Consider the following 25,205-nt stretch of genomic DNA (forward strand, 5'->3'; position numbering starts at 1 on the left):
TTATTTAGAATAACAACAGCAGGCCTGCAATCGCCGGAGTCAAAAAGATGGCTGATTTCAAAACCACCTTTGGCATGAGGTTGGTGAATTTCGCGCCTACATAGGCACCGCACATTGTCCCGACCAGAACTTTGACAAGCAAAACGTAATCAACAAAACCTTCTGTAATATATCCGATGCCTCCACCTACAGCCAGAGGGATGATCACAAGCATCGTCGTTCCGACAGAATGGCGAATGGACAGATTCAGCATAATCATTAAACCGATTTGAATAAAAGGTGCCGACCCGATGCCGAATGTGCCGGAAAGAACGCCGGCTGCAATTCCTAAGATGACCGCTCTCGTATACGTTGAAAGAGTGCTTTGATTCACTTGAGCCTTCTCTTTTAAAATAAATAATCTGATTAAAATGAGAATTGCTGATAAAAATAACATTCCAGCCGTCAAATAATGAAGCAAATCAGCCGGAATAAAAGAAGTCAGCTTGGCGCCGAAAAATGAGCCAACCGCAGCAAAGCCTCCGACTATTAAGCCGATTTTCATTTGAATGTTGCCCTCGCGATAGTGGCTGTATGCCCCTGATAAGCTTGTAAAAGCCATGCCGGCAAGCGAAGTGCCTAAAGCCGTATGAATCGGGATATGGAAAAGAAGCGTTAAAAGGGCAATGACAAAGCCGGCTCCACCGGCGCCAATAAAGCCTAAAATAATTCCTAGAAGAAACATAACAAGAATAATGAGCATATTTTTTCCTCCATTGAAAAAATGTAAAAATGTAATCGTGCGCTATTCTGGCGGAGGTATGGTGTCCTATTGACGAAGAAAAACATGCCGTTTTTTCAGTTGCCAGTAGTCCGTCGACCGTCGTTCAGCAAACATATCGTACCTCAAATTCAGGGATCTGACAAGGCAGTTTGTTGCTTCCCATTACCATCTGTTATATGATTTTGATGAAGAAAAGCCCTTGAATATATTCAAAAGAGGTATTATATATGGACGATTTTAAATTAGATAAACCGACTCCCTACTACCTGCAATTTTATAACCAGCTAAAAAAAATGATCTTCAACGGGACTTTTAAGCCTGGGGAACGGATAAACGAAACACAGCTGGCGAAAAGCTTTGGCGTCAGCCGCTCTCCGATAAGGGAAGCCATGCGATTGCTTGAGAAAGATGGTTTGTTAAAAGCGGATGACCGAAATGGGTTTTCGATCACGTCGTTAACGGCAAAAGATGTAGATGAGATTTATAAAATCAGAATTCCGCTGGAGCAGCTGGCAGTCGAATTAGTCATAGACGAAGCGGACGAAGAAGAGCTGACCATACTCGAAAAACAGCTTGAAGAAACAGAGAAAGCCATTCACAACGGCACGGAAGATACGGAAATCATTCGTTTAAACCAAAAATTTCATGAGCTGCTGGTTGATTTCAGCCATAACAGACATTTGAAAAATTTGCTTGAGCATGTAAATGACCTGATTCATTTTTGCAGAATCCTTAATTATACCGGCGACCACCGTGCAGAAACGATACTGCGTGAGCACCGCAGGATATTTGAAGAAGTGAAAAAGAAAAACAAAGAAGCAGCCAAACAGCATGTGCTGGCTCATTTCAATCATGACTGTGAGCATTTGAAGCATGTGCTTGAAGAAGGAAAAGAGAATTGACTTGTATGATCAGGTACCAAGGGAGAGCAGAACCCTTGGTATTTTTTTATGTATTCACCACATATCTAAGAGGCCCCGTTAATAAGATTTTATGATGGTTTGACTAACGAATAATGGGGGTTAAACATGTTTATCCATATCGTCGGGCCTGGTGATTCTTTGTTTTCGATAGGCAGAAGATACGGTGCTTCTGTTGATCAAATACGGGGTGTGAATGGTTTAGATGAAACGAATATCGTGCCGGGGCAGGCTCTGCTTATCCCTCTTTATGTATATACAGTCCAGCCGAGAGATACGCTTACCGCCATTGCAGCTAAAGCGTTTGTGCCATTAGAGCGACTGCGAGCGGCCAATCCGGGCATCAGCCCAAATGCTTTACAAGCGGGAGCAAAAATAACGATTCCTTCGATCTCAAATTACATTGCGGGGACATTGAGTTTTTATGTGCTCCGAAATCCTGACCTCGATCGGGAGCTGATCAATGATTATGCGCCATACTCGTCTTCAATTTCGATTTTTGAATATCATATTGCACCGAACGGCGACATTGCAAACCAATTGAATGATGCGGCTGCTATTGAGACAACTTGGCAAAGACGGGTCACGCCGCTGGCAACAATAACGAACCTTACATCAGGAGGCTTCAGTACGGAGATTGTTCACCAAGTGCTAAACAATCCGACAGCGAGAACCAATCTGGTCAACAATATTTATTACTTAGTTTCCACAAGGGGATATGGCGGTGTGACAATCGATTTTGAGCAGGTGAGCGCCGCGGATCGCGATCTTTTCACTGGGTTTTTACGCCAGCTGAGAGATCGCCTTCAGGCGGGAGGGTATGTGCTGACGATAGCCGTTCCTGCAAAAACAAGCGATAATATTCCATGGCTGAGAGGCTACGATTACGGGGGGATAGGAGCGGTTGTCAATTATATGTTTATCATGGCTTATGATTGGCATCATGCCGGAAGTGAGCCGGGTCCTGTAGCGCCGATTACTGAAATAAGGAGAACCATTGAGTTTACGATTGCGCAGGTGCCGAGCAGAAAAATCATTATCGGAGTCCCGCTCTACGGGTACGACTGGATCATCCCGTACCAGCCGGGCACAGTTGCTTCAGCGATTTCAAATCAAAACGCAATCGAAAGAGCGATGAGGTACCAAGCCCCGATACAATATTCAGCCGAATATCAATCACCGTTTTTCCGGTACAGTGATCAGCAGGGGCGGACGCATGAGGTATGGTTTGAGGATGTCAGGAGCATGAGCCGGAAGATGCAGATCGTCCGCGAATACAGATTGCAGGCTATTGGCGCTTGGCAGTTAACGCTGGGCTTTACACCGGGCCCATGGCTTCTGCGGAAATTTTTCACGATCAGAAAAGTGTAAAAAAAGACACCAGAGCTTGGGTGTCTTTTTTTGATTAAGTCCAGAGCAGCAGAATAGTTCATTCATTTGTACCTTGCATGGGTTGTGTTCCCATTTTACGATTAGTAGTAGTCTGATCAAACAAAGAGTCAGAATACGATTTGAGAGGGAGTTGTCTACATGAAGACAGTATTGATTTTGAATTTTCCTGCGGAAGGCCATGTGAATCCTACCTTAGGCATTACAAAAGCGTTTTCCGATAAGGGATATGATGTCCATTATATATCCACTGAAAAATATAAAAAACGATTAGAAGCAGCAGGAGCAACGGTCCATCTTCACCGGGATCTGCTGCGAACGACACCTATTCATGTCGGTTCGCCCAATGGCATTCTTGATTTCGTGAAAATCCATATCAAAACGTCATTGGACATTTTACAGATTGTCAAAGACTTATCTAAGAGCATTGAATTTGATTTTGTTTATTATGATAAATTCGGCGCGGGGGAATTGGTAAGGGATTACTTAGATATTCCAGGAGTCTCTTCATCGGCGTCTTTCTTGTTTGGCGAGGAGCATTTGAAAATCCTGCCGCTGCATCCGGAGTCTGGAGCGCCGCTTGAATTGGATCAAGAGTGCAAAGACCTTTTGGAAAAAATGAAAGAAACGTACGGTGTTGCCCCGAAAAACCTGGTTCAATTCATGAACAATAAAGGGGAATTGAACGTAGTGTATACAAGCCGTTATTTTCAGCCAGAAAGTGATCGTTTCGGGGATGAATGTCTGTTTATCGGGCCGAGCTTTCCAAAGAGAGCGGAAAAAACAGATTTCCCGATTGAACAGCTAAAAGATGAGAAGGTCATTTATATTTCAATGGGGACTGTACTGGATCATACAGAGGATTTCTTCAACCTTTGTATTGATGCATTTTCAGGCTTTAACGGAAAAGTCGTCATCGCTGCCGGAGAAAAAGCAGACCTGACCAAATTAAAGCAGGCGCCGGAAAACTTTATCATTGCTCCGTATGTCCCTCAGCTGGAAGTGCTGGAGCAATCGGATGTTTTCATTACACACGGCGGAATGAACAGCGTAAACGAAGGCATTCATTTCAGCGTGCCACTGGTTGTCATGCCTCATGACAAGGATCAGCCGATGGTGGCGCAGCGTCTCTCTGAACTCCATGCAGGCTATGTCATCTCTAAAGATGAAGTCAATGCTCAAATATTAAAACAGGCCGTAGATGAGGTTTTGCGCAACGATCAGTATACGGCAGGCATTAAAAAAATCAATCAAAGCTTCAAAGAATGTATGGACATGGAAGAAGTGATGGAGCGGATTGATGAGTTGATTCGCCAAAAAAACAAATAAGAAAAAGAACTCCCGTACCTTGTACGGGAGTTCTCAGACTGTAGACAAACTGGAAGAAATCCAGTTTGCCTACAGTCTTTTTTATTTTACAATGGAAGTACTACATAACTTGAGGTGATTGACATGCTTTCGAAACATAATCCCATTCAACGAGATCAATTAGAAATGATTACGTTAAATCAATTGGTACCGGCCAGCCACTTGGTTCGTAAAATAGAGGCAGCACTTGATTTTTCGTTCATCTATGACTTGGTGAAGGACATGTATTCAGAAATCGGTCGTCCCAGTATTGATCCTGTCATCTTAATTAAATTGACCTTCCTTCAATACACGTTTGGAATCCGGTCCATGCGCCAAACGATTGAACAAGTGGAAACCAATATGGCCTATCGCTGGTTCCTTGGGTATGGTTTTCACGATAAAGTGCCTCATTTCTCTACGTTCGGAAAAAACTATGAACGCCGTTTTAAAGATACCGATCTGTTTGAACAGATTTTCTATCGCATCTTAAAGGAAGCTGCCGAGAAAAAGCTAATCAGTGCCGAGCACGTTTTCGTGGATTCGACCCATGTTAAAGCGAGTGCGAACAAACGCAAATTTGAAAAGAAAGTCGTTCGCAAAGAGACACGCGCGTATCAGGAACGCCTTCAAGAAGAGATTAACCAGGACCGGGAAGATCACGGAAAAAAAACATTTCCTCCGGACAAGTTTGAGAAGGAAGAGAAGAAAGAAATCAAAGAAAGCACCACCGATCCAGAGAGTGGTTACTATGTGAAGGATGAACGGACGAAGCAGTTCGCCTATTCTTTTCACGCAGCCGCGGATCGTAACGGTTTTGTGCTTGGCACCATGGTCACACCTGGCAACACACATGATAGTCAGATTTTAGAGCCATTGGTCGGAAAGGTCATAGAGAGAGTCGGAAAGCCTGAAGCGGTCGCCGCAGATGCCGCGTACAAAACTCCTGCGATTACCCGTTACTTATTGGAACAGGGGATGACCCCTGCCTTGCCATACACACGACCACGTACGAAAAAAGGTTTTTTCCGAAAACATGACTATGTGTATGACGAATACTTTGACTGTTATCTTTGCCCGGCAGGTGAGATCTTGGCCTACTCGACAACGAATAAAGAAGGATATCGGGAGTACAAATCGCCAAAACAGATTTGTGCGACATGCCCATTTTTAGCCAGATGTACGGAGAGTAAAGACCACCAGAAAGTGGTGACGCGTCATATTTGGCAGGAATACGTAGAAGAGGCAGACCATCTTCGCTATCACGCAGAGGTGAAAGAGATTTATGCCAAACGTAAAGAAACCATTGAGCGTGTATTCGCAGATGGAAAAGAAAAGCATGGCATGCGTTGGACAACGTTAAGGGGACTTAAAAAATTGTCGATGCAGGCGATGCTTACTTTCGCTGCCATGAACCTGAAGAAGATGGCCAACTGGACGTGGCAAGGTCCAAAAATGGCCTAAATGATGAACTCGAAGAGGTCTGTCTTTTTATTAAATAGCTTAAAATCCCATAAAAAGCTAAAAAGGGGTTCGGAATGAGACCATTCCGAACCCCTTTTGTCGACAAACTGAGAACTCCCGTACCTTGTACGGGAGTTCTTAATTTAAAACTTGATTTTGATTTTTTGAGCATCGCTGATTTTCTTATGGTTATGGTCAAAGACGTCACTTGTCGTGATTTCGATCCACTCGATCTTTTTTGTTTTCTTCTCAGCATCCGCGGCCTTATCATGAGCATGGCCGCTTGATGCGTTCACAATAAAGCCGAGATTTCCGGACTTTTCGGCGCCGCCTTCCAATTCGCCGTTTAACTCTTCAAGATAAATATCTTTGTTCCAATCAAAGGTTTCACCCGTATTTGTTTTCATCAATGCAATCGGCGCAACATTTACTTTTTTTGTAGAGGTGTTCTTGATATCAACGAAAACCTTAACGAAATCAAACTCTTCATCATGTGTTAACTCATGAAAGTAATCAATCATGCTGTAGTCCGGGCGCAAGTGGATCAGCTTCATTTCTTTTACTGTTAACTCCACGTCGCCAATTTTATAGGTTTTGTTCACTTGTTTGATATCTTTTAAGACAGCTTTTCCTTTATCATCTGAAAACGTTTGGCCGACCTTATGCAATGACCGGTCATCAGTTACCTGGGAATTAGGCTGATAATCATCTGTGCTGTCCTTCTGGGATGAAGTGCTTTGCGGCTCGGCTTTTACTGTTTTCTCCCCGCCTGCATGCTGTTTTTCAGTACTGGCGTTTGATGAGCAGCCCGCAAGCATGATAGCAAAAACGAAAATTGAAAGAATTCTTCTCATGATGATTCCTCCATTAAAAAGAGATCCCGTTACTTCATACAAGCAACGGGACACCTTGTATTCTTTTACTTATCGTTAATCTTAATGTTGTATTGTAAAGCCTTGAAAACATTTTTGGCGATTTCTGTATTGTCGATTTGGCCGGCAAATGTCTCACTAGACGGACCGTATGCATAGACGGGAACATCTTCACCGGTATGTCCGCCTGTTGTCCATCCAGTGTGAGAGCGTTTATTAAAGATGTTCTCGATTGCGTTATCGATATCCAGTACTTCCTTCGATTTTGCCGCTTCTTCAACAGATTGAATTTCGGCTTTTGTTAAAGCCAATTTCTTTTGATCGATATATGTTTTCAACGTTTTTTCAACATCCGCGCCGTCAGCGATCTTTTCTGCCATAAAGTCTGGTGTGCGCTTTGCGGCTTTAATGGGTTCACTGAACCAATTGTAGATGCCGTCCGCACCGATGGAATATCCGCCGGTTGAGTGGTCAGCCGTTGCGACAACCAATGTGTGCTTGTCTTTTTTAGCGAAATCAATAGCCGCCTTATAAGCTTGTTCGAAGTCTTCCATCTCGCTCATGGCGCCGACGATATCATTGTCATGGCCCGCCCAGTCAATTTGGCTGCCTTCCACCATGAGGAAGAATCCGTCTTTATCCTTGTTTAATTTTTTAATGGCTGTGTTTGTCATGTCTTTAAGTGATGGAACATCCTTCGTCCGGTCAATCTTTTTAGGCAGGCCGCCGTCAGCGAATAGGCCGAGAACTTGGCTGTCTTTGTTTTTCAGCATGTCCTTGCGATTATCCACATAGCTGTACCCCGCCTTTTTGAATTCTTTAATCAAATTACGGTCCTTACGGTCAAAATTGCTCTTTCCTCCGCCTAAAAGGACATCAATTTTGTGCTTGCCGTTGACCATCTCATCAAAATAATCATCCGCAATTGAGTTCATATTTTTTCGGCTATGGTCGTGTGAACCGAAAGAGGCCGGAGTGGCGTGTGTAATTTCTGAAGTGGCCACAAGTCCTGTTGCTTTTCCTTTTTCTTTCGCAGCTTCAAGCACCGTTTTGGCTTCTGATCCGTCGTTATCAACGGCTATGGCATTATTGTATGTTTTAATTCCCGCAGACATAGCTGTTGCCGCCGCTGCAGAATCCGTTACATTTTGTTCAGGATCATCGGGGTAAGTTGTTTGCTGGCCGACAAGGTACTGATCAAAAGCTGTAGGCTCCACAACTTTTGTCTTTTTATTATCCTTTAAGTACCGATAAGCGGATGTATAAGACACACCCATACCATCACCAATCAGAACAATAACATTCTTAATTTCGTCGTGGTTCCCCTTTTTCTTTTCCTGGGCGCTGGCTTCAGGCACACTGCCGCTGGCTAAGCTGCTGAACGCAATTGATGATAAAACCGCGATAGGCAGTAATTTCTTCGGGAATTTTTTCAACTGGATAACCTCCTAAATATAGATGAATCTCAATGACAACCCAATTATATTTTTAAACTGTTAAGCTAGTATTAATGGATTTTAAAGATTGGATTTACAAGAATAATGAACTGCTATCAAGAGAAAGGAAAGAGTGATAGTACTATAGAAATAAATTGGAGGAATAGATACTGGCCGTGGATAGGCGGACTGAAATCTGCTATAGTCGCATAGAAGCAACCCGCTTACATCTTGAACAATTTTAAGTATTATGTTGGAAAGAGGTATTGTGTAAGCACATGTCTGAGCAGTTCATATGGAGTGGCATCATTTTATTTTAGGAGGGAACAACATGGACGTTTTTTCTGAGTATTTAGCGGGGATTGATGACCCGTTCCGCCGAGAAAGAACGGAAGAGGTGTTAACTTGGATAAAAAATAAATATCCAAATTTACATACAGAAATAAAATGGAACCAACCGATGTTTACGGATCACGGTACATTTATTATTGGCTTTAGTGTTTCTAAAAAGCATTTAGCTGTCGCTCCTGAAAAAGTAACGATAGCGCACGTAGAGGATGATATTGTGAAGGCCGGATATGATTACACCGAGCAGCTAATACGTATCCCTTGGAACGGTCCAGTTGATTACACGCTACTTGAGAAAATGATTGAGTTTAATATTCGGGACAAGGCGAACTGCTCCACTTTTTGGCGGAAATGAAGAAAAAGGCATAACATATGGGCTGTATAAAATATGTTACGCCTTTTCATTTGTCTATTTTTCGTTTTGATCATCTATTGCTGCTTTTCATCAAACAAGGTCTTTTCATTGAGCGTAAGCTGACTCGCAGAATAATGATCACCTTGTTTCCATTTCACTTCAATGGTTATATCATGGCCTTCAAGCTCATGTTCATCTAACCGCTCTAAAAAAGAAACGGACTTTTCCTTTGCGCTTCCATCAGAAAAAGTGCCTCCAGCATAATCATGCATCGGGATTTCCGTGTCAGAACTCAGCAGAACTTCATCATCCTTTTTTACAATCAGTGATTCCAAATAAGTGTTGTCTGTTTCATGTGGTTCACCGATCCAATAAAGTTCGCCGCTGTATTCATTCGGTGCATCTTCATTTTTTGTGAAAACAGCTTCCCAATTCTGGTCTTTGCTTTCTCCCTGCCAATTCGGATACTCCAAACGAACATGATGAATCAGATGATAGGAAAAAAAGATCAAGCAGAAAGCGATTAATAGGAATGCCGTGAAAATGAGAGGGTATTTATAATGACTGGACATAAAAGACTCCTATTCGTTTAATCAATTACCTTCGAAAATAGAATTTCATCCCGAATCAAAATGCCGTTTTCAGCCACCTCGGGAATTTCCGGCTTGAGTCGGCGCGCTTTTTCAACTGCGTTCGGAAACACTTCGGCGAATTGATAGCCTCTCTTTTGATAAAACGCAATCGCATGTACATTATCATTCGTTGTGATAAGCTTTATTCGTTGACAATGTGCATGTTTAGCCGTCTCTTCAACCTGCTGAAGTAAAGCTGTGCCGATTCCTTTATTTTCAATCATACTATCTAATGAAATAATTTCACAATCTTTCCCATCTATTGTGTATGTAATACAGCCAATGATTTCGCCGCTTTCATTTACTGCGGCAAATCCATCTAATTCATCACACCGAAAAATGCCGCTGGAAATCGCCATCTCGGGTGTACCCCAATGCTTGGCAAAAAAATCGGTCAACATATGTTTCGCTATCTCATTGTTTGGGATGATGATCATCGTAACACTCCTCTATTGAAAGATTGCATGTGTACTATCAATATAAACAATATATAACAAAAAAAATAGATGTTGAGGTGACGGCATGGAAATCAGCGATGTTATTTACGGGCACCACCATATAGATGGAGTGCTGGAAGAGCTTATCAAAAGCGCTCCTGTGCAAAGATTAAAAGGGATCTATCAAGGCGGAGCAAGCTTTTTAGTCAATCGAAAGTGGAATGTGACCAGGTATGAGCACTCCATCGGCGTAATGCTCCTGATCAAAAAGCTCGGAGGAACGATAGAAGAACAGATTGCGGGTCTGCTCCACGACGTATCACACACAGCTTTTTCTCATGTGGTCGACGTTGTCTTTGAAAATCAAGCAGAAGACTATCATGAAAGCATCTTTCAACAAGTCATTGTTCACTCTGAAATCCCGGACATTTTACAAAAACACGGCTATCATACTGAAGAACTTTTATCTGACGATTCAAGGTGGACATTGCTCGAACAGCCCGCACCGGAGCTGTGTGCTGATCGGACAGACTATACGCTGCGTGATATGTACCGATATGGACACATTAGCCTGCACGAAGCGCAAACCTTTTTGGATCATCTTATTGTGAGAAACGGAAGGATGTTTCCTGATAGTATTGAAGCCGCCGAATGGTTTGTCAGTGTGTACTACAAGGAAGTAATTGATTTCTTTTTGAATCCTGTGAATGTATATGGATATGAATATTTAGCGCGAGCATTGAAGGCAGCGCTGCGGCATGATGTCATATCCGCAGAGGATCTGCTGAAAACGGACCAAGAGGTACTGAACATCCTGCGTGCATCAAAAAATGAAGAAATCCTGAGCTTGCTTACATCCATTCATCCCGGCATACAAGTAATAGAAGATGACATCCAGTACGATTTCCATCAAAAGAAGAAAATGCGCCTAATCGATCCATCCATTTTTCTTGATGACAAATGGATCAAATCCTCAGATGTTTCTGAAAAGGTGAGGAAAATGGGTGAGGCCGCTTATCAAAAAGCAAAAAAAGGTGTGTATATAAAAATCTTAAATTAGTAATTGCCGCCTGACAGCGGCTTTTTTTATGTTTGGCTTTGCAAACAAAGGGGAATAGGACAAACTGCGGGAACGCATTATGAGAATATCAGCGTATTTACATACCATTCGGGGGTATAGTATTATCGAGAGGGCATGTTTTCATTGTCTGCGGGCAAAAGTTACAGGAAAAAAATGAAGCAAAGGAGAATGAACATGAAAATCTCTAAAAATGCACTGGGAATTCTGATGTTATCTCTTGTTTTTGTTTTATCAGCATGCGGCAATAACAACAGTACGAAAGAAAGCACACATGACAATCATTCAGACTCCTCATCACATGAAGAGATGGACCATTCTGGATCAGCTGACGTTCCAGAGGGATTACAGGAATCTAAAAATCCGAAATACAAAGTAGGCAGCCAGGTAATCATCAATACTTCCCATATGAAAGGCATGAAAGGTGCCGAAGCTACGGTAACAGGCGCCTATGATACAACTGCGTATGTGGTTTCTTATACTCCGACTAATGGGGGACAGCGTGTGGATCATCACAAATGGGTGATCCAAGAAGAAATCAAAGATGCCGGAGATAAAACGTTACAACCCGGAGATCAGGTGATTTTAGAGGCTTCTCATATGAAAGGCATGAAAGGAGCAACAGCCGAGATCGATTCCGCGGAAAAAACAACTGTATACATGGTTGACTATACATCGACAACAAGCGGCGAAAAAGTGAAAAACCACAAATGGGTCACCGAAGATGAGCTTTCAGCTAAATAATAAAAAATCCTCCTTTTACAAGGAGGATTTTTTTGCTGTTTGAACAGGTCTTGTTAAAGAAATGAAAGCAAACAGGACAGCGATGATCACAATCGATCCGCCGCACCATGCTGTTGACACCACAGTACCCGTCTGATCCAAAACAACACCGCCAATGGCTGAGCCAAGGGCAATTCCGACTTGGAGGGCCGATGTGTTAAAGCTTTGCTGAATGTCAGACGAATCAGGTGCAATTTCAATTAAATAGCTTTGCTGAGCCGGGGCGAGGCTCCAGCTCAGAAGACCCCAAATCACCATGACAGGCAAAAAGAAAATCATAGACGATGTAGACAGCGGCAGTAAGAACATAATGATGGCAAAGGAACCGGTCACCAGCAAAATGCTCTTAAAGGAACCAAGCCGGTCAGATAGCGCTCCTCCGAAAGGGCCTCCGCATACAGCAGATATCCCGAAAAGGAAATAACAAATGCTGACCCAGAAAGAGCTCAGGTGAAGAGTCTCTTCTAAAAACGGCGCAAAGTAAGCGTAAAGCGTGTAGTGGCCAGCTAATGTAAACATCGTGACGAGGTGTGAACTCGCGATTTTCAGATTACCGATCGTCTTGAGTTGTTCCCGGAAAGGAATCATTTTCTCCGCCGGTATTCTTTCAAAGAAGATTGAAATAATCAGCATGGAGATCAGTGCCAACAGGCCGATGCCAAGGAACAAAATCCGCCACCCGAAGGAATCGCTGATTAAGATTCCGAGCGGCACGCCTAATGCGATAGCAGAGCTGAATCCCATAAAAATAATTCCGATTGCGCGGGCTCTGTATTCAGGCGCTACAATTTTCGGGGCAATTGTTAAAGAAAGCACAACAATCAGCCCTGTACTCATTGCTGCCAATACCCTAGATACCATCAGTGTTGCGAAATTAGGGCTGAAATAGGCGACAAGATTGCTAAGGAAGAAAACAAATAAAGCAATTAGATATAAGCGCTTCCGCTCAATCTTCGCAGTCAATGCCAAAAGCAGCGGCCCAGATACTGCATATCCCAGCGCAAACACACTGATCAGCTGTCCGGCTGAAACAATGGAAATGTCTAAATCATTTGCGATCTGAGGAAGAATTCCCCCCACAATTAACTCAACCAATCCGACTGCAATCGTAGAAGCTGCAAGCAGGAAAACTTTGAAATTCATAACAAACTCCTTTACTTAAATGTTTTGATAAATAAAAAAAATCCTGATTACAAAAAATGTCATAAACAAATTTTGTAATCAGGATTTTACGGTTCCTGGTAGACACCCTCAAACCATATTATTGAGGTTATACAAGTGATAATAGCTATTTAATTGATTCGTTTCCGTTGATGAGTGTACCACATTATGAATGAATCTTCCATAGAAAAATTTACAAAATGATGAACCGGACAAGCGTATGATTATATTTATTTTATAAAAGTATAGACATTTAAAAATAAATGACTATAATAATCGGTGTAAGCGTTTTAATCACAAGGGGGAATAGCAGTTGAAAAAAATATTACTCGCGTGCAGTTCAGGAATGTCTACCAGTTTATTGGTGACAAAAATGAAGGAATACGCACAGTCTATCGGTGAGGAAGCAGAGATTTGGGCTGTTGGCCAGGATAAAGCAAAAGAAGACATGAGAAAAGCGGATGCCGTTTTGATCGGTCCGCAAATGAGCTTTCTGAAAAGCGAACTCCAAAAAGAAGCGGATCAATACAACATTCGGGTTGAAGTCATTGACATGATGGCCTACGGAATGGCAGATGGGAAAAAAGCGTATGAGCAGGCATTGTCCTTAATGGAGAATCAATAATGGAACAGGTGAAAATCACGAATTTAACAGACGAACAAATCAGTTTTCAGCTTATCCTGCACAGCGGCAATGCCCGCAGCTGCATCATACAATCACTGCGCGCCTACAAAGAAGGAAACAAGGATGAGGCGGATGCTCTCATTGCCAAGGCTGAGCAGGATTTATCCGCGGCCCATGACATTCACTTTCAAATGATACAGAAGGAATCCGGCGGAGAAGCACAAGCTTTCTCATTGCTGCTCATGCATGCGGAGGATCACCTGATGTCAACATTATCCATGAAAGAATTAGTGAAAGAGATGCTTGATATTTTTAAAACCAAGAATCTATAAATAATCGGGGTGGATAGGGTGTTCGAGAAAATCAGCCAATTCCTTGTTCCAATTGCAGGGAGGTTAAACAATAACCGTTATTTGCAAGTGCTGCGTGATGCATTTATGCTGGCTTTCCCGCTTACGATATTCGGGTCCATTTTTGTCGTGTTAACGAATTTGCATTTGCCGTTTCTAAACAAAATCATGAATGCCTCAATGCTTACATCGTTTCAGTCTCATTTCGGCATTGCCTCCACGGCGACTATGGGCATTATGTCTGTCTTTGTTGTGTTCGGGATAGGCTATTACCTGTCAAAAAGCTATCAGGTCGAAGCTGTATTTGGCGGAGCGATCGCTTTGGTTTCCTTTTTGCTCTTAACGCCATTTATCGTTCAGCCGGAAACAGGAGATGCCGTTACAGGGGTTATTCCGGTCGACCGTCTCGGTGCAAAAGGGATGTTTCTTGGGATGATTACGGCATTTCTTTCTGGCGAAATCTACAGAAGAATCGTTCAAAAAAACCTGACAATCAAAATGCCAGCTGGCGTTCCGCCTGCTGTAGCAAAATCATTTGCCGCACTTATTCCGGCTTTTATCACATTGACCGTATTTTTGCTGATTAACATAATGGTGACTCTGTTTTTTAAAACAAATATGCACGACGTCATTTATCACGCGATTCAGGCTCCGCTTGTCGGACTTGGAAGCGGTATCATTCCGACGCTGATTGCCGTGTTTTTCATTCAAATTCTTTGGTTTTTCGGACTGCATGGACAGATCATTATCAACTCCGTGATGGACCCGATTTGGAATACACTGCAGGTAGAAAACCTTTCTGCTTACACGGCGGGAAAAGAAATCCCTCATATTATTTCAAAACCGTTTATGGAGATTTATACAGTAGGGATGGGCGGAACCGGGATGACGCTTGCGATTGTGTTTACCATTCTCATATTCATGAAAAGCAGGCAGATGAAGCAAGTATCAAAACTTGGCCTCGCTCCCGGTATTTTTAACGTAAACGAACCGATTATCTTCGGGCTTCCGATTGTCATGAATCCGATCATTATTGTGCCTTGGGTGCTGGCACCGATGGTTGTTACGCTCGTCACCTATCTGGCTATGTCAGCCGGGCTCGTTCCGCCTCCGACTGGTGTGACAGTGCCGTGGACGGTTCCATTATTCATTAATGGCATCATGGCGACGAACTCAATCATGGGGGGCGTGATGCAGCTTATCAATCTGCTGATTGTCTTCGTGATCTGGTTTCCGTTCCTAAAAGCAATGGATAAATTAAATCTGGCAAAAGAAAAAGAACAGGCTGTGCAGGAGACAGCTGCTCAGCAAAATGATAACAGCATAAAAATGTGACATAAGGGGAGAGAGACTTGGCACAAACAGAACAATATCGTTTTCCAAAGGATTTTTGGTGGGGATCATCGGCTTCAGCAACACAAACGGAGGGTGCCGCCGACAGAGACGGAAAAGGCCAGAATATATGGGATTATTGGTTTGAAAAAGAACCGCATCGTTTTTTTGATCATGTCGGCCCCGCAGACACATCCCAATTTTACGACAACTATAAAGAAGATATCAGGCTGATGAAGGAGCTTGGCCACAACTCGTTCCGGATGTCGATTTCCTGGTCACGTTTAATACCAAACGGAACGGGCGAGATCGACGATACAGCCGCAGATTTCTATAACAATGTCATTGATGAGTTGATCGCTAACGGAATTGAACCTTTTGTCAATTTGTTTCATTTCGATATGCCGATGGCGCTTCAAAAAATCGGCGGCTGGGTCAATAGAGAGACGGTTGACGCGTATGAAAACTATGCAAGAACTTGCTTCCGTTTGTTTGGCGGCCGGGTGAAAAAATGGTTTACGCATAATGAACCAATCGTTCCCGTGGAAGGCGGATACCTATATGATTTTCATTACCCAAACAAGGTCGACTTTAAAGAGGCCGTCCAGGTTGGATTTCATACGATGCTATCAAGTGCCCGCGCCATTCAGGCTTACAGGGAGATGAAGCAGGACGGAAAAATCGGCATCATCTTAAATTTGACCCCTTCATACCCGAGAAGCAGCCATCCGGCGGATGTGAAAGCCGGGAAAATCGCAGACGCGTTTTTTAACAGATCTTTTTTAGACCCATCTGTCAAAGGCGAATTTCCCAAAGAGCTGGTTGACATTTTGAAGCATGAAGGCTTTATGCCAGATTACAACGCTGAAGATCTTGACATCATCAAAAAGAACACGGTTGACCTGTTGGGAGTGAATTATTACCAGCCGAGACGTGTGAAAGCGAAAGAACATCTTCCGAATCCCGACGCTCCTTTTTTACCGGACAGGTATTTTGATCCCTACGTCATGCCGGGCCGCAAAATGAATCCGCATCGCGGCTGGGAGATCTATGAAAAAGGCGTTTATGATATTTTGATCAATTTAAAAGAAAACTACGGCAACATCGAGTGTTTTATCTCTGAAAACGGCATGGGGGTTGAAGGTGAAGAGCGCTTCAGGGATGAACAAGGCATCATTCAAGATGATTACCGGATTGAATTTATAAAAGAGCACCTCAAATGGATTCACCGCGCCATACAGGAAGGCTCGAACGTAAAAGGCTATCACTTATGGACGTTCATGGACAACTGGTCTTGGACAAATGCCTATAAAAACCGATACGGATTTGTATCAGTCAATCTCGAGAAAGACGGAGAAAGAACCGTCAAAAAGAGCGGAAATTGGTTCAAAAAGGTTGCTGAGCAACACGGTTTCTAGATTTTCCTAAAGGTCAAGATCTTCCGGCAATCATCATAACGAATAGAGATGACGAAAATCCGCAACATTGATGAAATAGGGAAAAGAACTTATGATATCCGTAAAAGCTTATGTGATATCAAACTCTAACAGCTGCCGGAGGATACCAATGAATAAATATGAAATCATTGCAAATGAAATGAGAAATAGAATTAAAAATAACGTATATCCGATCGATCAGCCCATTCCTGATGAAGTATCTCTTGCAAAAGAATTTAACTCAAGCCGCATGACGATGAAGAGAGCCTTGGATAATTTAGTTGCCGAGGGTCTGCTGTTTAGAAAACGAGGCCATGGCACGTTTATTATTCAATCTGCAATACAGGATGACCATGTCCATGTAGTCAGCAATGAGATTCTCGGATTGACCAACTTGCTGAAAGATAAAAAAATCCAAAGCAAGGTCATTCAGTTTGAAGTGCAATTTCCCACTGAGGAAGTGGCCGCCCATTTGTCTATTGATCAGAAAACACCGGTTTATTATGTCGTTCGGCTGCGAATTGTAGAAGGTGAACCCTATGTATTAGAAAAAACATATATGCCGACTCATTTAATACCGGGCATTAATGACGATGTCCTTCATGATTCGATCTACAATCATATTACAAATGTGCTGCAGCTCAAAATCGCCGGAACGCATCGGAAAATCAGAGCCTGCAAATCTGATCATATTGACCAGCAGCATCTGGGCTGTAAACAGGATGATCCAATTCTTGAAGTGGAACATGTGGGCTTCTTAGATACCGGGATTCCATTTGAATATTCCTTTTCACGTCATCGGCATGACAAGTTTGTTGTGACTTCTGTAAACATACGGCGCTGATTGCGGAGACAACAAGGAGGCCATCTGCATGCTTGGCGGTATTGAAGCAGGCGGCACAAAGTTTGTTTGTGCTGTCGGTAGAGAAGATGGAACAATCATTGACCGAATAGAATTCCCCACAAAGATGCCGGATGAAACGATAGAGAAAGTAATTCAATATTTTCGACAATTTTCATTACAGGCAATCGGCATTGGTTCCTTTGGTCCCGTTGATAACGATAAAACCAGTCAAACATACGGTACCATTATGGCCACGCCGAAAGCGGGCTGGAGACACTACCCCTTTTTGCAAACTGTTAAGAACGAAATGAAAATCCCAGTCGGATTTAGTACAGATGTCAACGCTGCGGCGCTGGGTGAATTCCTTTTCGGTGAAGCGAAGGGTCTTGACAGCTGCCTGTATATAACGATTGGCACTGGCATCGGAGCGGGGGCTATTGTAGGGGGCAGGCTCCTTCAGGGGCTGTCGCACCCAGAGATGGGCCATATTTATATCCGGAGGCACATGGATGACGCATACCAAGGAAAGTGCCCTTATCATGGAGATTGTTTTGAAGGCTTAGCTTCAGGCCCCGCTATCGAAGCCCGCTGGGGAAAAAAAGCCGCGGATTTATCAGATATAGCACAAGTCTGGGAACTGGAAGGGTACTATATTGCCCAAGCGGTGGCTCAGTATATTTTGATCCTTGCCCCTAAAAAAATCATTCTTGGCGGCGGCGTCATGCAACAGAAACAAGTGTTTTCTTATATCTATCAATATGTACAGAAAATCATGAACAGCTACTTGGATTTTTCTGAATTGTCAGATGATATAAGTGATTATATTGTACCTCCACGTTTAGGCAGTAACGCCGGAATCATCGGCACGCTAGTTTTAGCGCATCAGGCCTTACAAGCAGAGGCAGCATCCGGGGAGGTGCGATCATGACGCATCCTTTATTTTTGGAGCCTGTCTTTAAAGAAAGACTATGGGGAGGGACGAAGCTTCGTGACGCTTTTGGCTACGCAATACCCTCACAAAAAACAGGTGAGTGCTGGGCCGTTTCTGCACATGCCCATGGCCCGTCGGCTGTAAAGAACGGCCCGCTGGCAGGAAAGACACTAGATCAAGTATGGCAAGATCACCCAGAGATATTCGGGTTTCCGGATGGTAAGGTGTTTCCGCTGCTGGTAAAGCTGCTGGACGCCAATATGGATCTCTCCGTACAAGTCCATCCTGATGATGATTATGCAAAACTGCATGAAAATGGCGACCTTGGTAAAACGGAGTGCTGGTATATCATTGATTGCAAAGATGACGCCGAACTGATTTTGGGACATCACGCAAGCACAAAGGAGGAATTCAAACAACGAATAGAAAGCGGTGATTGGAACGGGCTGCTGAGGCGAATCAAAATCAAGCCCGGAGATTTCTTTTATGTGCCAAGCGGTACACTCCATGCTTTATGTGAGGGAACCCTTGTCCTTGAAATCCAGCAAAACTCTGATACAACGTATCGCGTATACGATTATGACCGCTGTAATGACCAGGGCCAAAAAAGAACTCTTCATATAGAAAAAGCCATGGAAGTCATAACGATACCGCATATCGATAAAGTGCATACACCGGAAGTAAAAGAAGTTGGTAACGCTGAGATCATTGTTTATGTGCAATCAGATTATTTCTCAGTGTACAAATGGAAGATTAGCGGCCGAGCTGCTTTTCCTTCACATCAAACCTATTTGCTGGGGAGTGTTCTGAGCGGATCAGGACGAATCATAAATAATGGTATTCAGTATGAATGCAATGCAGGCTCACACTTTGTCTTGCCTGCGCATTTTGGCGAGTTTTCAATAGAAGGAACATGTGAATTCATGATATCTCATCCTTAATGAATGGGGGAGTTGCATTTGTTTAAGAAACATACGATCTCTTTGCTCATTATATTTTTACTTACGTCTGCTGTTTTAGCAAAACCAATTGAAGCGCATACTGTGTCGCCTGTGAATCCTAATGCCCAGCAGACAACAAAAACAGTGATGAACTGGCTTGCGCACCTGCCGAACCGAACGGAAAACAGAGTCCTTTCCGGAGCGTTCGGAGGTTACAGTCATGACACATTTTCTATGGCTGAGGCTGATAGAATCCGAAGCGCCACCGGGCAATCGCCTGCTATTTATGGCTGCGATTATGCCAGAGGATGGCTTGAAACAGCAAATATTGAAGATTCAATAGATGTAAGCTGCAACAGCGATTTAATATCGTATTGGAAAAATGGTGGAATCCCTCAAATCAGCTTGCACCTGGCGAATCCTGCTTTTCAGTCAGGGCATTTTAAAACACCGATTACAAACGATCAGTATAAAAAAATACTAGATTCTTCAACAGCAGAAGGGAAGCGGCTGAATGCCATGCTCAGCAAAATTGCTGACGGACTTCAAGAGCTGGAGAACCAAGGTGTGCCTGTTTTGTTCAGGCCGCTGCATGAAATGAACGGTGAATGGTTTTGGTGGGGACTTACATCATATAACCAAAAGGATAATGAAAGAATCTCTCTATATAAACAGCTCTACAAGAAAATCTATCATTATATGACCGACACAAGAGGACTTGATCATTTGATTTGGGTTTACTCTCCCGACGCCAACCGAGATTTTAAAACTGATTTTTACCCGGGCGCGTCTTACGTGGATATTGTCGGATTAGATGCGTATTTTCAAGATGCCTACTCGATCAATGGATACGATCAGCTAACAGCGCTTAATAAACCTTTTGCTTTTACAGAAGTCGGCCCGCAAACAGCAAACGGCAGCTTCGATTACAGCCTATTTATCAATGCAATAAAACAAAGATATCCTAAAACCATTTACTTTCTGGCATGGAATGATGAATGGAGCCCAGCTGTAAACAAGGGTGCTTCAGCTTTATATCATGACAGCTGGACACTCAACAAGGGAGAAATATGGAATGGTGATTCTTTAACGCCAATCGTTGAGTGAATCCGTAATGTCACAATTAAGAAGGTGCTCAAGAAGTTTCTTGAGCACCTTCAGCTTGTAGAGAAAACGATGTTTTTTCTACAAGCTTTTTTGTTTTATACTGTTTCTTTAGATATTCACCAGGTTTCAGATGCAGAAAAAGCGCTCCCACATGCCTAGCCTTGCTTGGCTAGGTATGTGGCAATCTTCTTCATGTTCTGGCATGCGGCTGTGAGGAGAACTTGTTCACTCACATTTCGTTTTCCCCTCAACCTGCAATAGCGAAGCCCATGCAGCTGTTTTGAATCTGCAAAGCTTCGCTCTATTTTTTCTTTTCTTTTTTTGTAGAGGTTTTTTCCTGAAACAGACAAGCGATTTTGTCTGACCTTTTCTTTATGATCTTCCCATACATGTCGAGTAATCACTTTCTGCCGATTCTTTGATTTTGTACAGTTTTCAAGCAGTGGGCATGAGGAACATATTTCAGGATTTGATTTATATGACCGGTAGCCTTTTCGGTCAGTTGTTGAGTATGTAAGTGTTTGGTGATTTGGACAAATGTATCTGTCTTGTTCACTGTCATAATGAAATTTCCATTTTGGAAACAAGCCTCGGATAGGGTGATAACGTCTATGTGCGATGACACCAAAGATTTGGCGGTCAGATAATCCTTTACAGATCGGAGTCGTTAAATATCCGGAATCAAGGGCGACGGCTTCTACTTGAAAACCAAATCGTGCGATTTGGTGGTCTAATCGGTCAAGATAAGGCACAGAATCATGGACATTTCCAGGTGTGACGTAGGCATCGGTGATAATGTTGTATTTCATATCTGTTGTGCGGTGATCTAAATAGAAAAAACCTTCTGGTTTGTTTTCACGATACAGATAGCCACTTTCCGGATCGGTTGTACTGTGGCGGATCTCTTTTTCAGCTTTCACCTCCTCTTTGGCTGTTAATGGTTTTTTTCCGTGTTCCTCCCGATCCTCTTGAATGGCTTCATTTAAATCCTTGATATAGTTTTGGGTATCCTGCGCAATTGTTTTTCTTGTGTATTTATGCTTGTTGGCATTGGCTTTAAGGTGTGTGGAGTCGGTGAATAGGACTCGTCCGCCCACCATGTCATGATTGATGGCCTGAAGAACGATCTCATCAAAAATGTCTTGGAAGATGGTTGTATCTTTAAAGCGTGTGCGTCTGTTCCAGCTGATGGTGGAGTGGTGTGGAACCGGGTCGTTTATGTTCAATCCGAGAAACCATCTGTACGCCATATTGTAGTAAATTTCTTTTTCAAGCTGTCTTTCTGAACGGATACCATAGAGGTATCCGATAAACATCATTTTAAATAAAATAAGCGGATCAAGTGAGGGGCGGCCTTTGTTTTCACTGTAGTAAGGTTTCACCTTTTCAATGATGAAAGAGAAGTCTATGTGTTTATCAATTTTCCGAAGCAGGTGATCCTCTTCAACGAGTTGGTCAAGCAGAACAAATTCGGCTGTGTTTTGAGAAGAGTTTCTTGTGTGGAACATGAGAAAGACACCGTCCTTTTAAGTCTTTCTTTTATTTTATTACAGAAGAATGGATATTTTAAGGAAAAATAAAGGCTGACGAGATTTTCTCGACAGCCTGAAGGTGCTCAAGAAGTTTCTTGAGCACCTTCCCACTGGATTAAGCATTCATATCGCCTAACCCAGGACTGTGTTCATTTGGTATTTCAGGAAGCACTGGTACGGGAAAGCCTGCCGGAGGATCTATTACTTGTAACTCTCCGCCATTTCGGCTTGGAGATTTCCCTTGATAGATTTCACTGATTCTCGTTTCATCCAACCTAAAGTTAAACTGTGCATTATGGTAGCCTAATTCGACATACTTTCTGCACTCAGGATATTTATTAATGTCATAATTCGGCACAGGGAGCAGCTTCGCCCATTCAACGCCCAATGTCTCGAGCGCTTTCGCGAATGCATTCTGGTGAGCATTGTCGCGTACAATCAGAAAAGCAAGTGTTTCGCGGAACGTCTGATTAGAGCTCATTTCATAAATTCTTGTTTTTTGCAGCACACCTGTCGACTCAAGAAGCAGGTTATCCAGCAGGTCAGTAATTAAGTTTCCGTGGTTATACACCCACGACCCGTTCCACGGATTGCCCCCTGCATCAACAGGAAGGGAACTTTGCGCTCCAATAATATAATGATGAGGATTAGCATGTTTAACCGCTTCATCAAGTGGCGCTTGATCTGTACCTTGACTGCCGACACCTTCACCGCCTGATTCATCTAATAAAGCATTGATTGTGTTTTGAACCAGTTCAACGTGGGCAATCTCCTCTAAAAAAATGCCGCGAAGCAGATCGCGATACTGTTTCTGCTTTCCTCTGAAATTAGAGCTTTGGAAAAAAAACTGCATCATTGTACGCATTTCTCCGTAATGACCGCCTAATATCTCCTGCAGGACCTTAGCAGCTGCCGGGTCTGGCTTGTCCGGTTTAATGATATTAATCAGTTCCTCTTTGTAGTAATACATAACACGCCTCATTTCTTCTTAAGAGATTTTCTTATATTATTTGTAAGATGAGATAAAATATATACATGATAAGCATGGGAAGGCGTGAAAGAAGAAAATAAAAAAATACAGGAAAAGTGTTGACCAAATAAAACAGGCATGGTATATTATTAAACGTCGCTGATGAACAGCGTGAAACAAAACAGAAAAACAAAAAAGTTTTTCTAAGGTGTTTACAAGATTTCGAAAATGTGTATAATAAGATAAGTCGAATTGAAAAAGATTCGAAAAACATTTTTAAAAAACTTCTTGACTTCAACATCAAATGATAGTATGATAGTTAAGTCGCTTGATAAGCGCCCGTAGCTCAATTGGATAGAGCGTTTGACTACGGATCAAAAGGTTAGGGGTTCGACTCCTCTCGGGCGCGCCATATAAGATACCACGCGGGTGTAGTTTAGTGGTAAAACCTCAGCCTTCCAAGCTGATGTCGTGAGTTCGATTCTCATCACCCGCTCCATTATTGAATGATCTTTGAAAACTAAACAAGACAAAACGTACCTGTTAATTCAGTTTTTAAAAATCGCACAGCGATGTGCGTAGTCAGTCAAACTACTTTATCGGAGAGTTTGATCCTGGCTCAGGACGAACGCTGGCGGCGTGCCTAATACATGCAAGTCGAGCGGACAGATGGGAGCTTGCTCCCTGATGTTAGCGGCGGACGGGTGAGTAACACGTGGGTAACCTGCCTGTAAGACTGGGATAACTCCGGGAAACCGGGGCTAATACCGGATGGTTGTTTGAACCGCATGGTTCAAACATAAAAGGTGGCTTCGGCTACCACTTACAGATGGACCCGCGGCGCATTAGCTAGTTGGTGAGGTAATGGCTCACCAAGGCAACGATGCGTAGCCGACCTGAGAGGGTGATCGGCCACACTGGGACTGAGACACGGCCCAGACTCCTACGGGAGGCAGCAGTAGGGAATCTTCCGCAATGGACGAAAGTCTGACGGAGCAACGCCGCGTGAGTGATGAAGGTTTTCGGATCGTAAAGCTCTGTTGTTAGGGAAGAACAAGTACCGTTCGAATAGGGCGGTACCTTGACGGTACCTAACCAGAAAGCCACGGCTAACTACGTGCCAGCAGCCGCGGTAATACGTAGGTGGCAAGCGTTGTCCGGAATTATTGGGCGTAAAGGGCTCGCAGGCGGTTTCTTAAGTCTGATGTGAAAGCCCCCGGCTCAACCGGGGAGGGTCATTGGAAACTGGGGAACTTGAGTGCAGAAGAGGAGAGTGGAATTCCACGTGTAGCGGTGAAATGCGTAGAGATGTGGAGGAACACCAGTGGCGAAGGCGACTCTCTGGTCTGTAACTGACGCTGAGGAGCGAAAGCGTGGGGAGCGAACAGGATTAGATACCCTGGTAGTCCACGCCGTAAACGATGAGTGCTAAGTGTTAGGGGGTTTCCGCCCCTTAGTGCTGCAGCTAACGCATTAAGCACTCCGCCTGGGGAGTACGGTCGCAAGACTGAAACTCAAAGGAATTGACGGGGGCCCGCACAAGCGGTGGAGCATGTGGTTTAATTCGAAGCAACGCGAAGAACCTTACCAGGTCTTGACATCCTCTGACAATCCTAGAGATAGGACGTCCCCTTCGGGGGCAGAGTGACAGGTGGTGCATGGTTGTCGTCAGCTCGTGTCGTGAGATGTTGGGTTAAGTCCCGCAACGAGCGCAACCCTTGATCTTAGTTGCCAGCATTCAGTTGGGCACTCTAAGGTGACTGCCGGTGACAAACCGGAGGAAGGTGGGGATGACGTCAAATCATCATGCCCCTTATGACCTGGGCTACACACGTGCTACAATGGACAGAACAAAGGGCAGCGAAACCGCGAGGTTAAGCCAATCCCACAAATCTGTTCTCAGTTCGGATCGCAGTCTGCAACTCGACTGCGTGAAGCTGGAATCGCTAGTAATCGCGGATCAGCATGCCGCGGTGAATACGTTCCCGGGCCTTGTACACACCGCCCGTCACACCACGAGAGTTTGTAACACCCGAAGTCGGTGAGGTAACCTTTTAGGAGCCAGCCGCCGAAGGTGGGACAGATGATTGGGGTGAAGTCGTAACAAGGTAGCCGTATCGGAAGGTGCGGCTGGATCACCTCCTTTCTAAGG

General features: G+C 43.6%; 23 protein-coding genes, 2 tRNA genes, 1 rRNA gene and 1 riboswitch. Of the genes, 18 read left to right on the top strand and 8 right to left on the bottom strand.

The window, feature by feature from the left end; translation table 11 throughout:
* Window positions 1-4 precede the first annotated feature (4 nt).
* Window positions 5-742 (bottom strand): sulfite exporter TauE/SafE family protein, encoded by a 738-nt coding sequence (locus tag NSQ09_RS08980; protein ID WP_003234130.1) that lies wholly within the window; start codon window positions 740-742, stop codon window positions 5-7.
* A gap of 248 nt (window positions 743-990) precedes the next feature.
* Here NSQ09_RS08980 and NSQ09_RS08985 point away from each other — a divergent pair, with 248 nt between their 5' ends.
* The 4 genes from NSQ09_RS08985 (at window position 991) to NSQ09_RS09000 (ending at window position 5,883) form a co-directional block, all read left to right on the top strand.
* Window positions 991-1,665 carry a GntR family transcriptional regulator gene (locus NSQ09_RS08985; RefSeq protein WP_003234129.1) on the top strand — a complete coding sequence of 225 codons (675 nt, stop codon included), beginning with the start codon at window positions 991-993 and terminating at the stop codon, window positions 1,663-1,665.
* A 126-nt stretch (window positions 1,666-1,791) separates the two neighbouring features.
* A complete protein-coding gene (locus NSQ09_RS08990; protein WP_017695989.1) occupies window positions 1,792-3,054 on the top strand; it encodes a glycoside hydrolase family 18 protein in 1,263 nt (420 codons plus the stop codon).
* A 159-nt stretch (window positions 3,055-3,213) separates the two neighbouring features.
* Window positions 3,214-4,401, top strand: coding sequence for a macrolide family glycosyltransferase (locus NSQ09_RS08995; RefSeq protein ID WP_017695990.1), 1,188 nt, complete (start codon window positions 3,214-3,216; stop codon window positions 4,399-4,401).
* A gap of 123 nt (window positions 4,402-4,524) precedes the next feature.
* Window positions 4,525-5,883 carry an IS1182 family transposase gene (locus NSQ09_RS09000; protein WP_041339714.1) on the top strand — a complete coding sequence of 453 codons (1,359 nt, stop codon included), beginning with the start codon at window positions 4,525-4,527 and terminating at the stop codon, window positions 5,881-5,883.
* A 143-nt stretch (window positions 5,884-6,026) separates the two neighbouring features.
* On the opposite strand, the gene NSQ09_RS09005 is transcribed toward NSQ09_RS09000, so the two are convergent.
* Together NSQ09_RS09005 and phoB are read right to left on the bottom strand one after the other, a co-directional pair.
* On the bottom strand, window positions 6,027-6,737 hold the full coding sequence (locus NSQ09_RS09005; protein ID WP_033882275.1) for a membrane lipoprotein lipid attachment site-containing protein: 711 nt from the start codon (window positions 6,735-6,737) through the stop codon (window positions 6,027-6,029).
* A 65-nt stretch (window positions 6,738-6,802) separates the two neighbouring features.
* Window positions 6,803-8,191, bottom strand: a complete 1,389-nt coding sequence (gene phoB / locus NSQ09_RS09010) for an alkaline phosphatase PhoB (RefSeq protein WP_017695992.1) — start codon at window positions 8,189-8,191, stop codon at window positions 6,803-6,805.
* Window positions 8,192-8,522: 331 nt separating this feature from the next.
* Between phoB and fra the strand changes: the two genes are divergently transcribed.
* Entirely contained in the window at window positions 8,523-8,894 is a 372-nt protein-coding gene (fra, locus tag NSQ09_RS09015; RefSeq protein ID WP_270581682.1) for an iron chaperone frataxin, read from the top strand.
* A 74-nt stretch (window positions 8,895-8,968) separates the two neighbouring features.
* Here the strand turns inward: fra and NSQ09_RS09020 are convergent, their stop codons facing one another.
* Both NSQ09_RS09020 and NSQ09_RS09025 read right to left on the bottom strand, forming a co-directional pair.
* Complete coding sequence (locus tag NSQ09_RS09020) at window positions 8,969-9,466, bottom strand: YdhH/YoaO family protein (RefSeq protein ID WP_017695994.1); 498 nt, start codon at window positions 9,464-9,466, stop codon at window positions 8,969-8,971.
* 17 nt (window positions 9,467-9,483) lie between these two features.
* The gene (locus tag NSQ09_RS09025; protein WP_017695995.1) at window positions 9,484-9,963 is read right to left on the bottom strand and encodes a GNAT family N-acetyltransferase; all 480 of its coding nucleotides are present in this window, start codon (window positions 9,961-9,963) and stop codon (window positions 9,484-9,486) included.
* Window positions 9,964-10,048: 85 nt separating this feature from the next.
* Between NSQ09_RS09025 and NSQ09_RS09030 the strand changes: the two genes are divergently transcribed.
* Window positions 10,049-11,023: an HD domain-containing protein gene (locus NSQ09_RS09030; protein ID WP_341031034.1), complete on the top strand. Its 975-nt coding sequence runs from the start codon at window positions 10,049-10,051 to the stop codon at window positions 11,021-11,023.
* Window positions 11,024-11,167: 144 nt separating this feature from the next.
* Entirely contained in the window at window positions 11,168-11,785 is a 618-nt protein-coding gene (locus NSQ09_RS09035) for a YdhK family protein (protein WP_072557152.1), read from the top strand.
* Window positions 11,786-11,800: 15 nt separating this feature from the next.
* Here the strand turns inward: NSQ09_RS09035 and pbuE are convergent, their stop codons facing one another.
* On the bottom strand, window positions 11,801-12,967 hold the full coding sequence (gene pbuE, locus NSQ09_RS09040; protein ID WP_003234105.1) for a purine transporter PbuE: 1,167 nt from the start codon (window positions 12,965-12,967) through the stop codon (window positions 11,801-11,803).
* A 55-nt stretch (window positions 12,968-13,022) separates the two neighbouring features.
* A riboswitch (purine riboswitch) is annotated at window positions 13,023-13,122 on the bottom strand.
* A 176-nt stretch (window positions 13,123-13,298) separates the two neighbouring features.
* Here pbuE and NSQ09_RS09045 point away from each other — a divergent pair.
* The 8 genes from NSQ09_RS09045 to gmuG all read left to right on the top strand — a co-directional run bounded on the left by NSQ09_RS09045 (window position 13,299) and on the right by gmuG (window position 20,551).
* Window positions 13,299-13,610: a PTS sugar transporter subunit IIB gene (locus NSQ09_RS09045; protein ID WP_014112863.1), complete on the top strand. Its 312-nt coding sequence runs from the start codon at window positions 13,299-13,301 to the stop codon at window positions 13,608-13,610.
* Window positions 13,610-13,942: a PTS lactose/cellobiose transporter subunit IIA gene (locus NSQ09_RS09050; protein ID WP_024571325.1), complete on the top strand. Its 333-nt coding sequence runs from the start codon at window positions 13,610-13,612 to the stop codon at window positions 13,940-13,942. Before NSQ09_RS09045 ends, NSQ09_RS09050 begins: the two co-directional genes overlap by 1 nt.
* A gap of 18 nt (window positions 13,943-13,960) precedes the next feature.
* Window positions 13,961-15,295, top strand: a complete 1,335-nt coding sequence (gene celB / locus NSQ09_RS09055) for a PTS cellobiose transporter subunit IIC (RefSeq protein WP_341031039.1) — start codon at window positions 13,961-13,963, stop codon at window positions 15,293-15,295.
* 17 nt (window positions 15,296-15,312) lie between these two features.
* A complete protein-coding gene (gene gmuD, locus NSQ09_RS09060; RefSeq protein ID WP_129133897.1) occupies window positions 15,313-16,710 on the top strand; it encodes a 6-phospho-beta-glucosidase GmuD in 1,398 nt (465 codons plus the stop codon).
* Between the two features lie 148 nt (window positions 16,711-16,858).
* Window positions 16,859-17,572 carry a transcriptional regulator GmuR gene (gene gmuR, locus NSQ09_RS09065; RefSeq protein ID WP_015715336.1) on the top strand — a complete coding sequence of 238 codons (714 nt, stop codon included), beginning with the start codon at window positions 16,859-16,861 and terminating at the stop codon, window positions 17,570-17,572.
* 28 nt (window positions 17,573-17,600) lie between these two features.
* Window positions 17,601-18,500: a fructokinase GmuE gene (gene gmuE, locus NSQ09_RS09070; protein ID WP_017695999.1), complete on the top strand. Its 900-nt coding sequence runs from the start codon at window positions 17,601-17,603 to the stop codon at window positions 18,498-18,500.
* Window positions 18,497-19,444, top strand: a complete 948-nt coding sequence (gene manA / locus NSQ09_RS09075; RefSeq protein ID WP_041850757.1) for a mannose-6-phosphate isomerase, class I — start codon at window positions 18,497-18,499, stop codon at window positions 19,442-19,444. The genes gmuE and manA overlap by 4 nt, the downstream gene beginning before the upstream one ends.
* Before the next feature lie 18 nt (window positions 19,445-19,462).
* Window positions 19,463-20,551: a mannan endo-1,4-beta-mannosidase gene (gene gmuG / locus NSQ09_RS09080; protein WP_257986458.1), complete on the top strand. Its 1,089-nt coding sequence runs from the start codon at window positions 19,463-19,465 to the stop codon at window positions 20,549-20,551.
* 155 nt (window positions 20,552-20,706) lie between these two features.
* Here gmuG and NSQ09_RS09085 read toward each other — a convergent pair whose 3' ends face one another.
* Window positions 20,707-22,059, bottom strand: coding sequence for an IS1182 family transposase (locus NSQ09_RS09085; RefSeq protein ID WP_014478984.1), 1,353 nt, complete (start codon window positions 22,057-22,059; stop codon window positions 20,707-20,709).
* A gap of 139 nt (window positions 22,060-22,198) precedes the next feature.
* Window positions 22,199-23,053: a manganese catalase family protein gene (locus NSQ09_RS09090; RefSeq protein WP_024573398.1), complete on the bottom strand. Its 855-nt coding sequence runs from the start codon at window positions 23,051-23,053 to the stop codon at window positions 22,199-22,201.
* A gap of 335 nt (window positions 23,054-23,388) precedes the next feature.
* Here NSQ09_RS09090 and NSQ09_RS09095 point away from each other — a divergent pair.
* The 3 genes from NSQ09_RS09095 (at window position 23,389) to NSQ09_RS09105 (ending at window position 25,199) form a co-directional block, all read left to right on the top strand.
* A tRNA-Arg gene (locus tag NSQ09_RS09095) sits at window positions 23,389-23,465 on the top strand.
* A gap of 13 nt (window positions 23,466-23,478) precedes the next feature.
* A tRNA-Gly gene (locus tag NSQ09_RS09100) sits at window positions 23,479-23,552 on the top strand.
* A gap of 97 nt (window positions 23,553-23,649) precedes the next feature.
* A 16S ribosomal RNA gene (locus NSQ09_RS09105) occupies window positions 23,650-25,199 on the top strand.
* Window positions 25,200-25,205: the final 6 nt, after the last annotated feature.

The organism is Bacillus sp. FSL W8-1202, from assembly GCF_038006165.1.
Taxonomy (GTDB): domain Bacteria; phylum Bacillota; class Bacilli; order Bacillales; family Bacillaceae; genus Bacillus; species Bacillus subtilis.

Excerpts from the sequence above, each read along its gene's own strand:
- NSQ09_RS08980 (WP_003234130.1), bottom strand. The coding sequence starts at position 742 with ATGCTCATTATTCTTGTTATGTTTCTTCTAGGAATTATTTTAGGCTTT.
- NSQ09_RS08985 (WP_003234129.1), top strand. The coding sequence starts at position 991 with ATGGACGATTTTAAATTAGATAAACCGACTCCCTACTACCTGCAATTT.
- NSQ09_RS08990 (WP_017695989.1), top strand. The coding sequence starts at position 1,792 with ATGTTTATCCATATCGTCGGGCCTGGTGATTCTTTGTTTTCGATAGGC.
- NSQ09_RS08995 (WP_017695990.1), top strand. The coding sequence starts at position 3,214 with ATGAAGACAGTATTGATTTTGAATTTTCCTGCGGAAGGCCATGTGAAT.
- NSQ09_RS09000 (WP_041339714.1), top strand. The coding sequence starts at position 4,525 with ATGCTTTCGAAACATAATCCCATTCAACGAGATCAATTAGAAATGATT.
- NSQ09_RS09005 (WP_033882275.1), bottom strand. The coding sequence starts at position 6,737 with ATGAGAAGAATTCTTTCAATTTTCGTTTTTGCTATCATGCTTGCGGGC.
- fra (WP_270581682.1), top strand. The coding sequence starts at position 8,523 with ATGGACGTTTTTTCTGAGTATTTAGCGGGGATTGATGACCCGTTCCGC.
- NSQ09_RS09020 (WP_017695994.1), bottom strand. The coding sequence starts at position 9,466 with ATGTCCAGTCATTATAAATACCCTCTCATTTTCACGGCATTCCTATTA.
- NSQ09_RS09025 (WP_017695995.1), bottom strand. The coding sequence starts at position 9,963 with ATGATCATCATCCCAAACAATGAGATAGCGAAACATATGTTGACCGAT.
- NSQ09_RS09030 (WP_341031034.1), top strand. The coding sequence starts at position 10,049 with ATGGAAATCAGCGATGTTATTTACGGGCACCACCATATAGATGGAGTG.
- pbuE (WP_003234105.1), bottom strand. The coding sequence starts at position 12,967 with ATGAATTTCAAAGTTTTCCTGCTTGCAGCTTCTACGATTGCAGTCGGA.
- NSQ09_RS09050 (WP_024571325.1), top strand. The coding sequence starts at position 13,610 with ATGGAACAGGTGAAAATCACGAATTTAACAGACGAACAAATCAGTTTT.
- gmuR (WP_015715336.1), top strand. The coding sequence starts at position 16,859 with ATGAATAAATATGAAATCATTGCAAATGAAATGAGAAATAGAATTAAA.
- gmuE (WP_017695999.1), top strand. The coding sequence starts at position 17,601 with ATGCTTGGCGGTATTGAAGCAGGCGGCACAAAGTTTGTTTGTGCTGTC.
- manA (WP_041850757.1), top strand. The coding sequence starts at position 18,497 with ATGACGCATCCTTTATTTTTGGAGCCTGTCTTTAAAGAAAGACTATGG.
- NSQ09_RS09085 (WP_014478984.1), bottom strand. The coding sequence starts at position 22,059 with ATGTTCCACACAAGAAACTCTTCTCAAAACACAGCCGAATTTGTTCTG.
- NSQ09_RS09090 (WP_024573398.1), bottom strand. The coding sequence starts at position 23,053 with ATGTATTACTACAAAGAGGAACTGATTAATATCATTAAACCGGACAAG.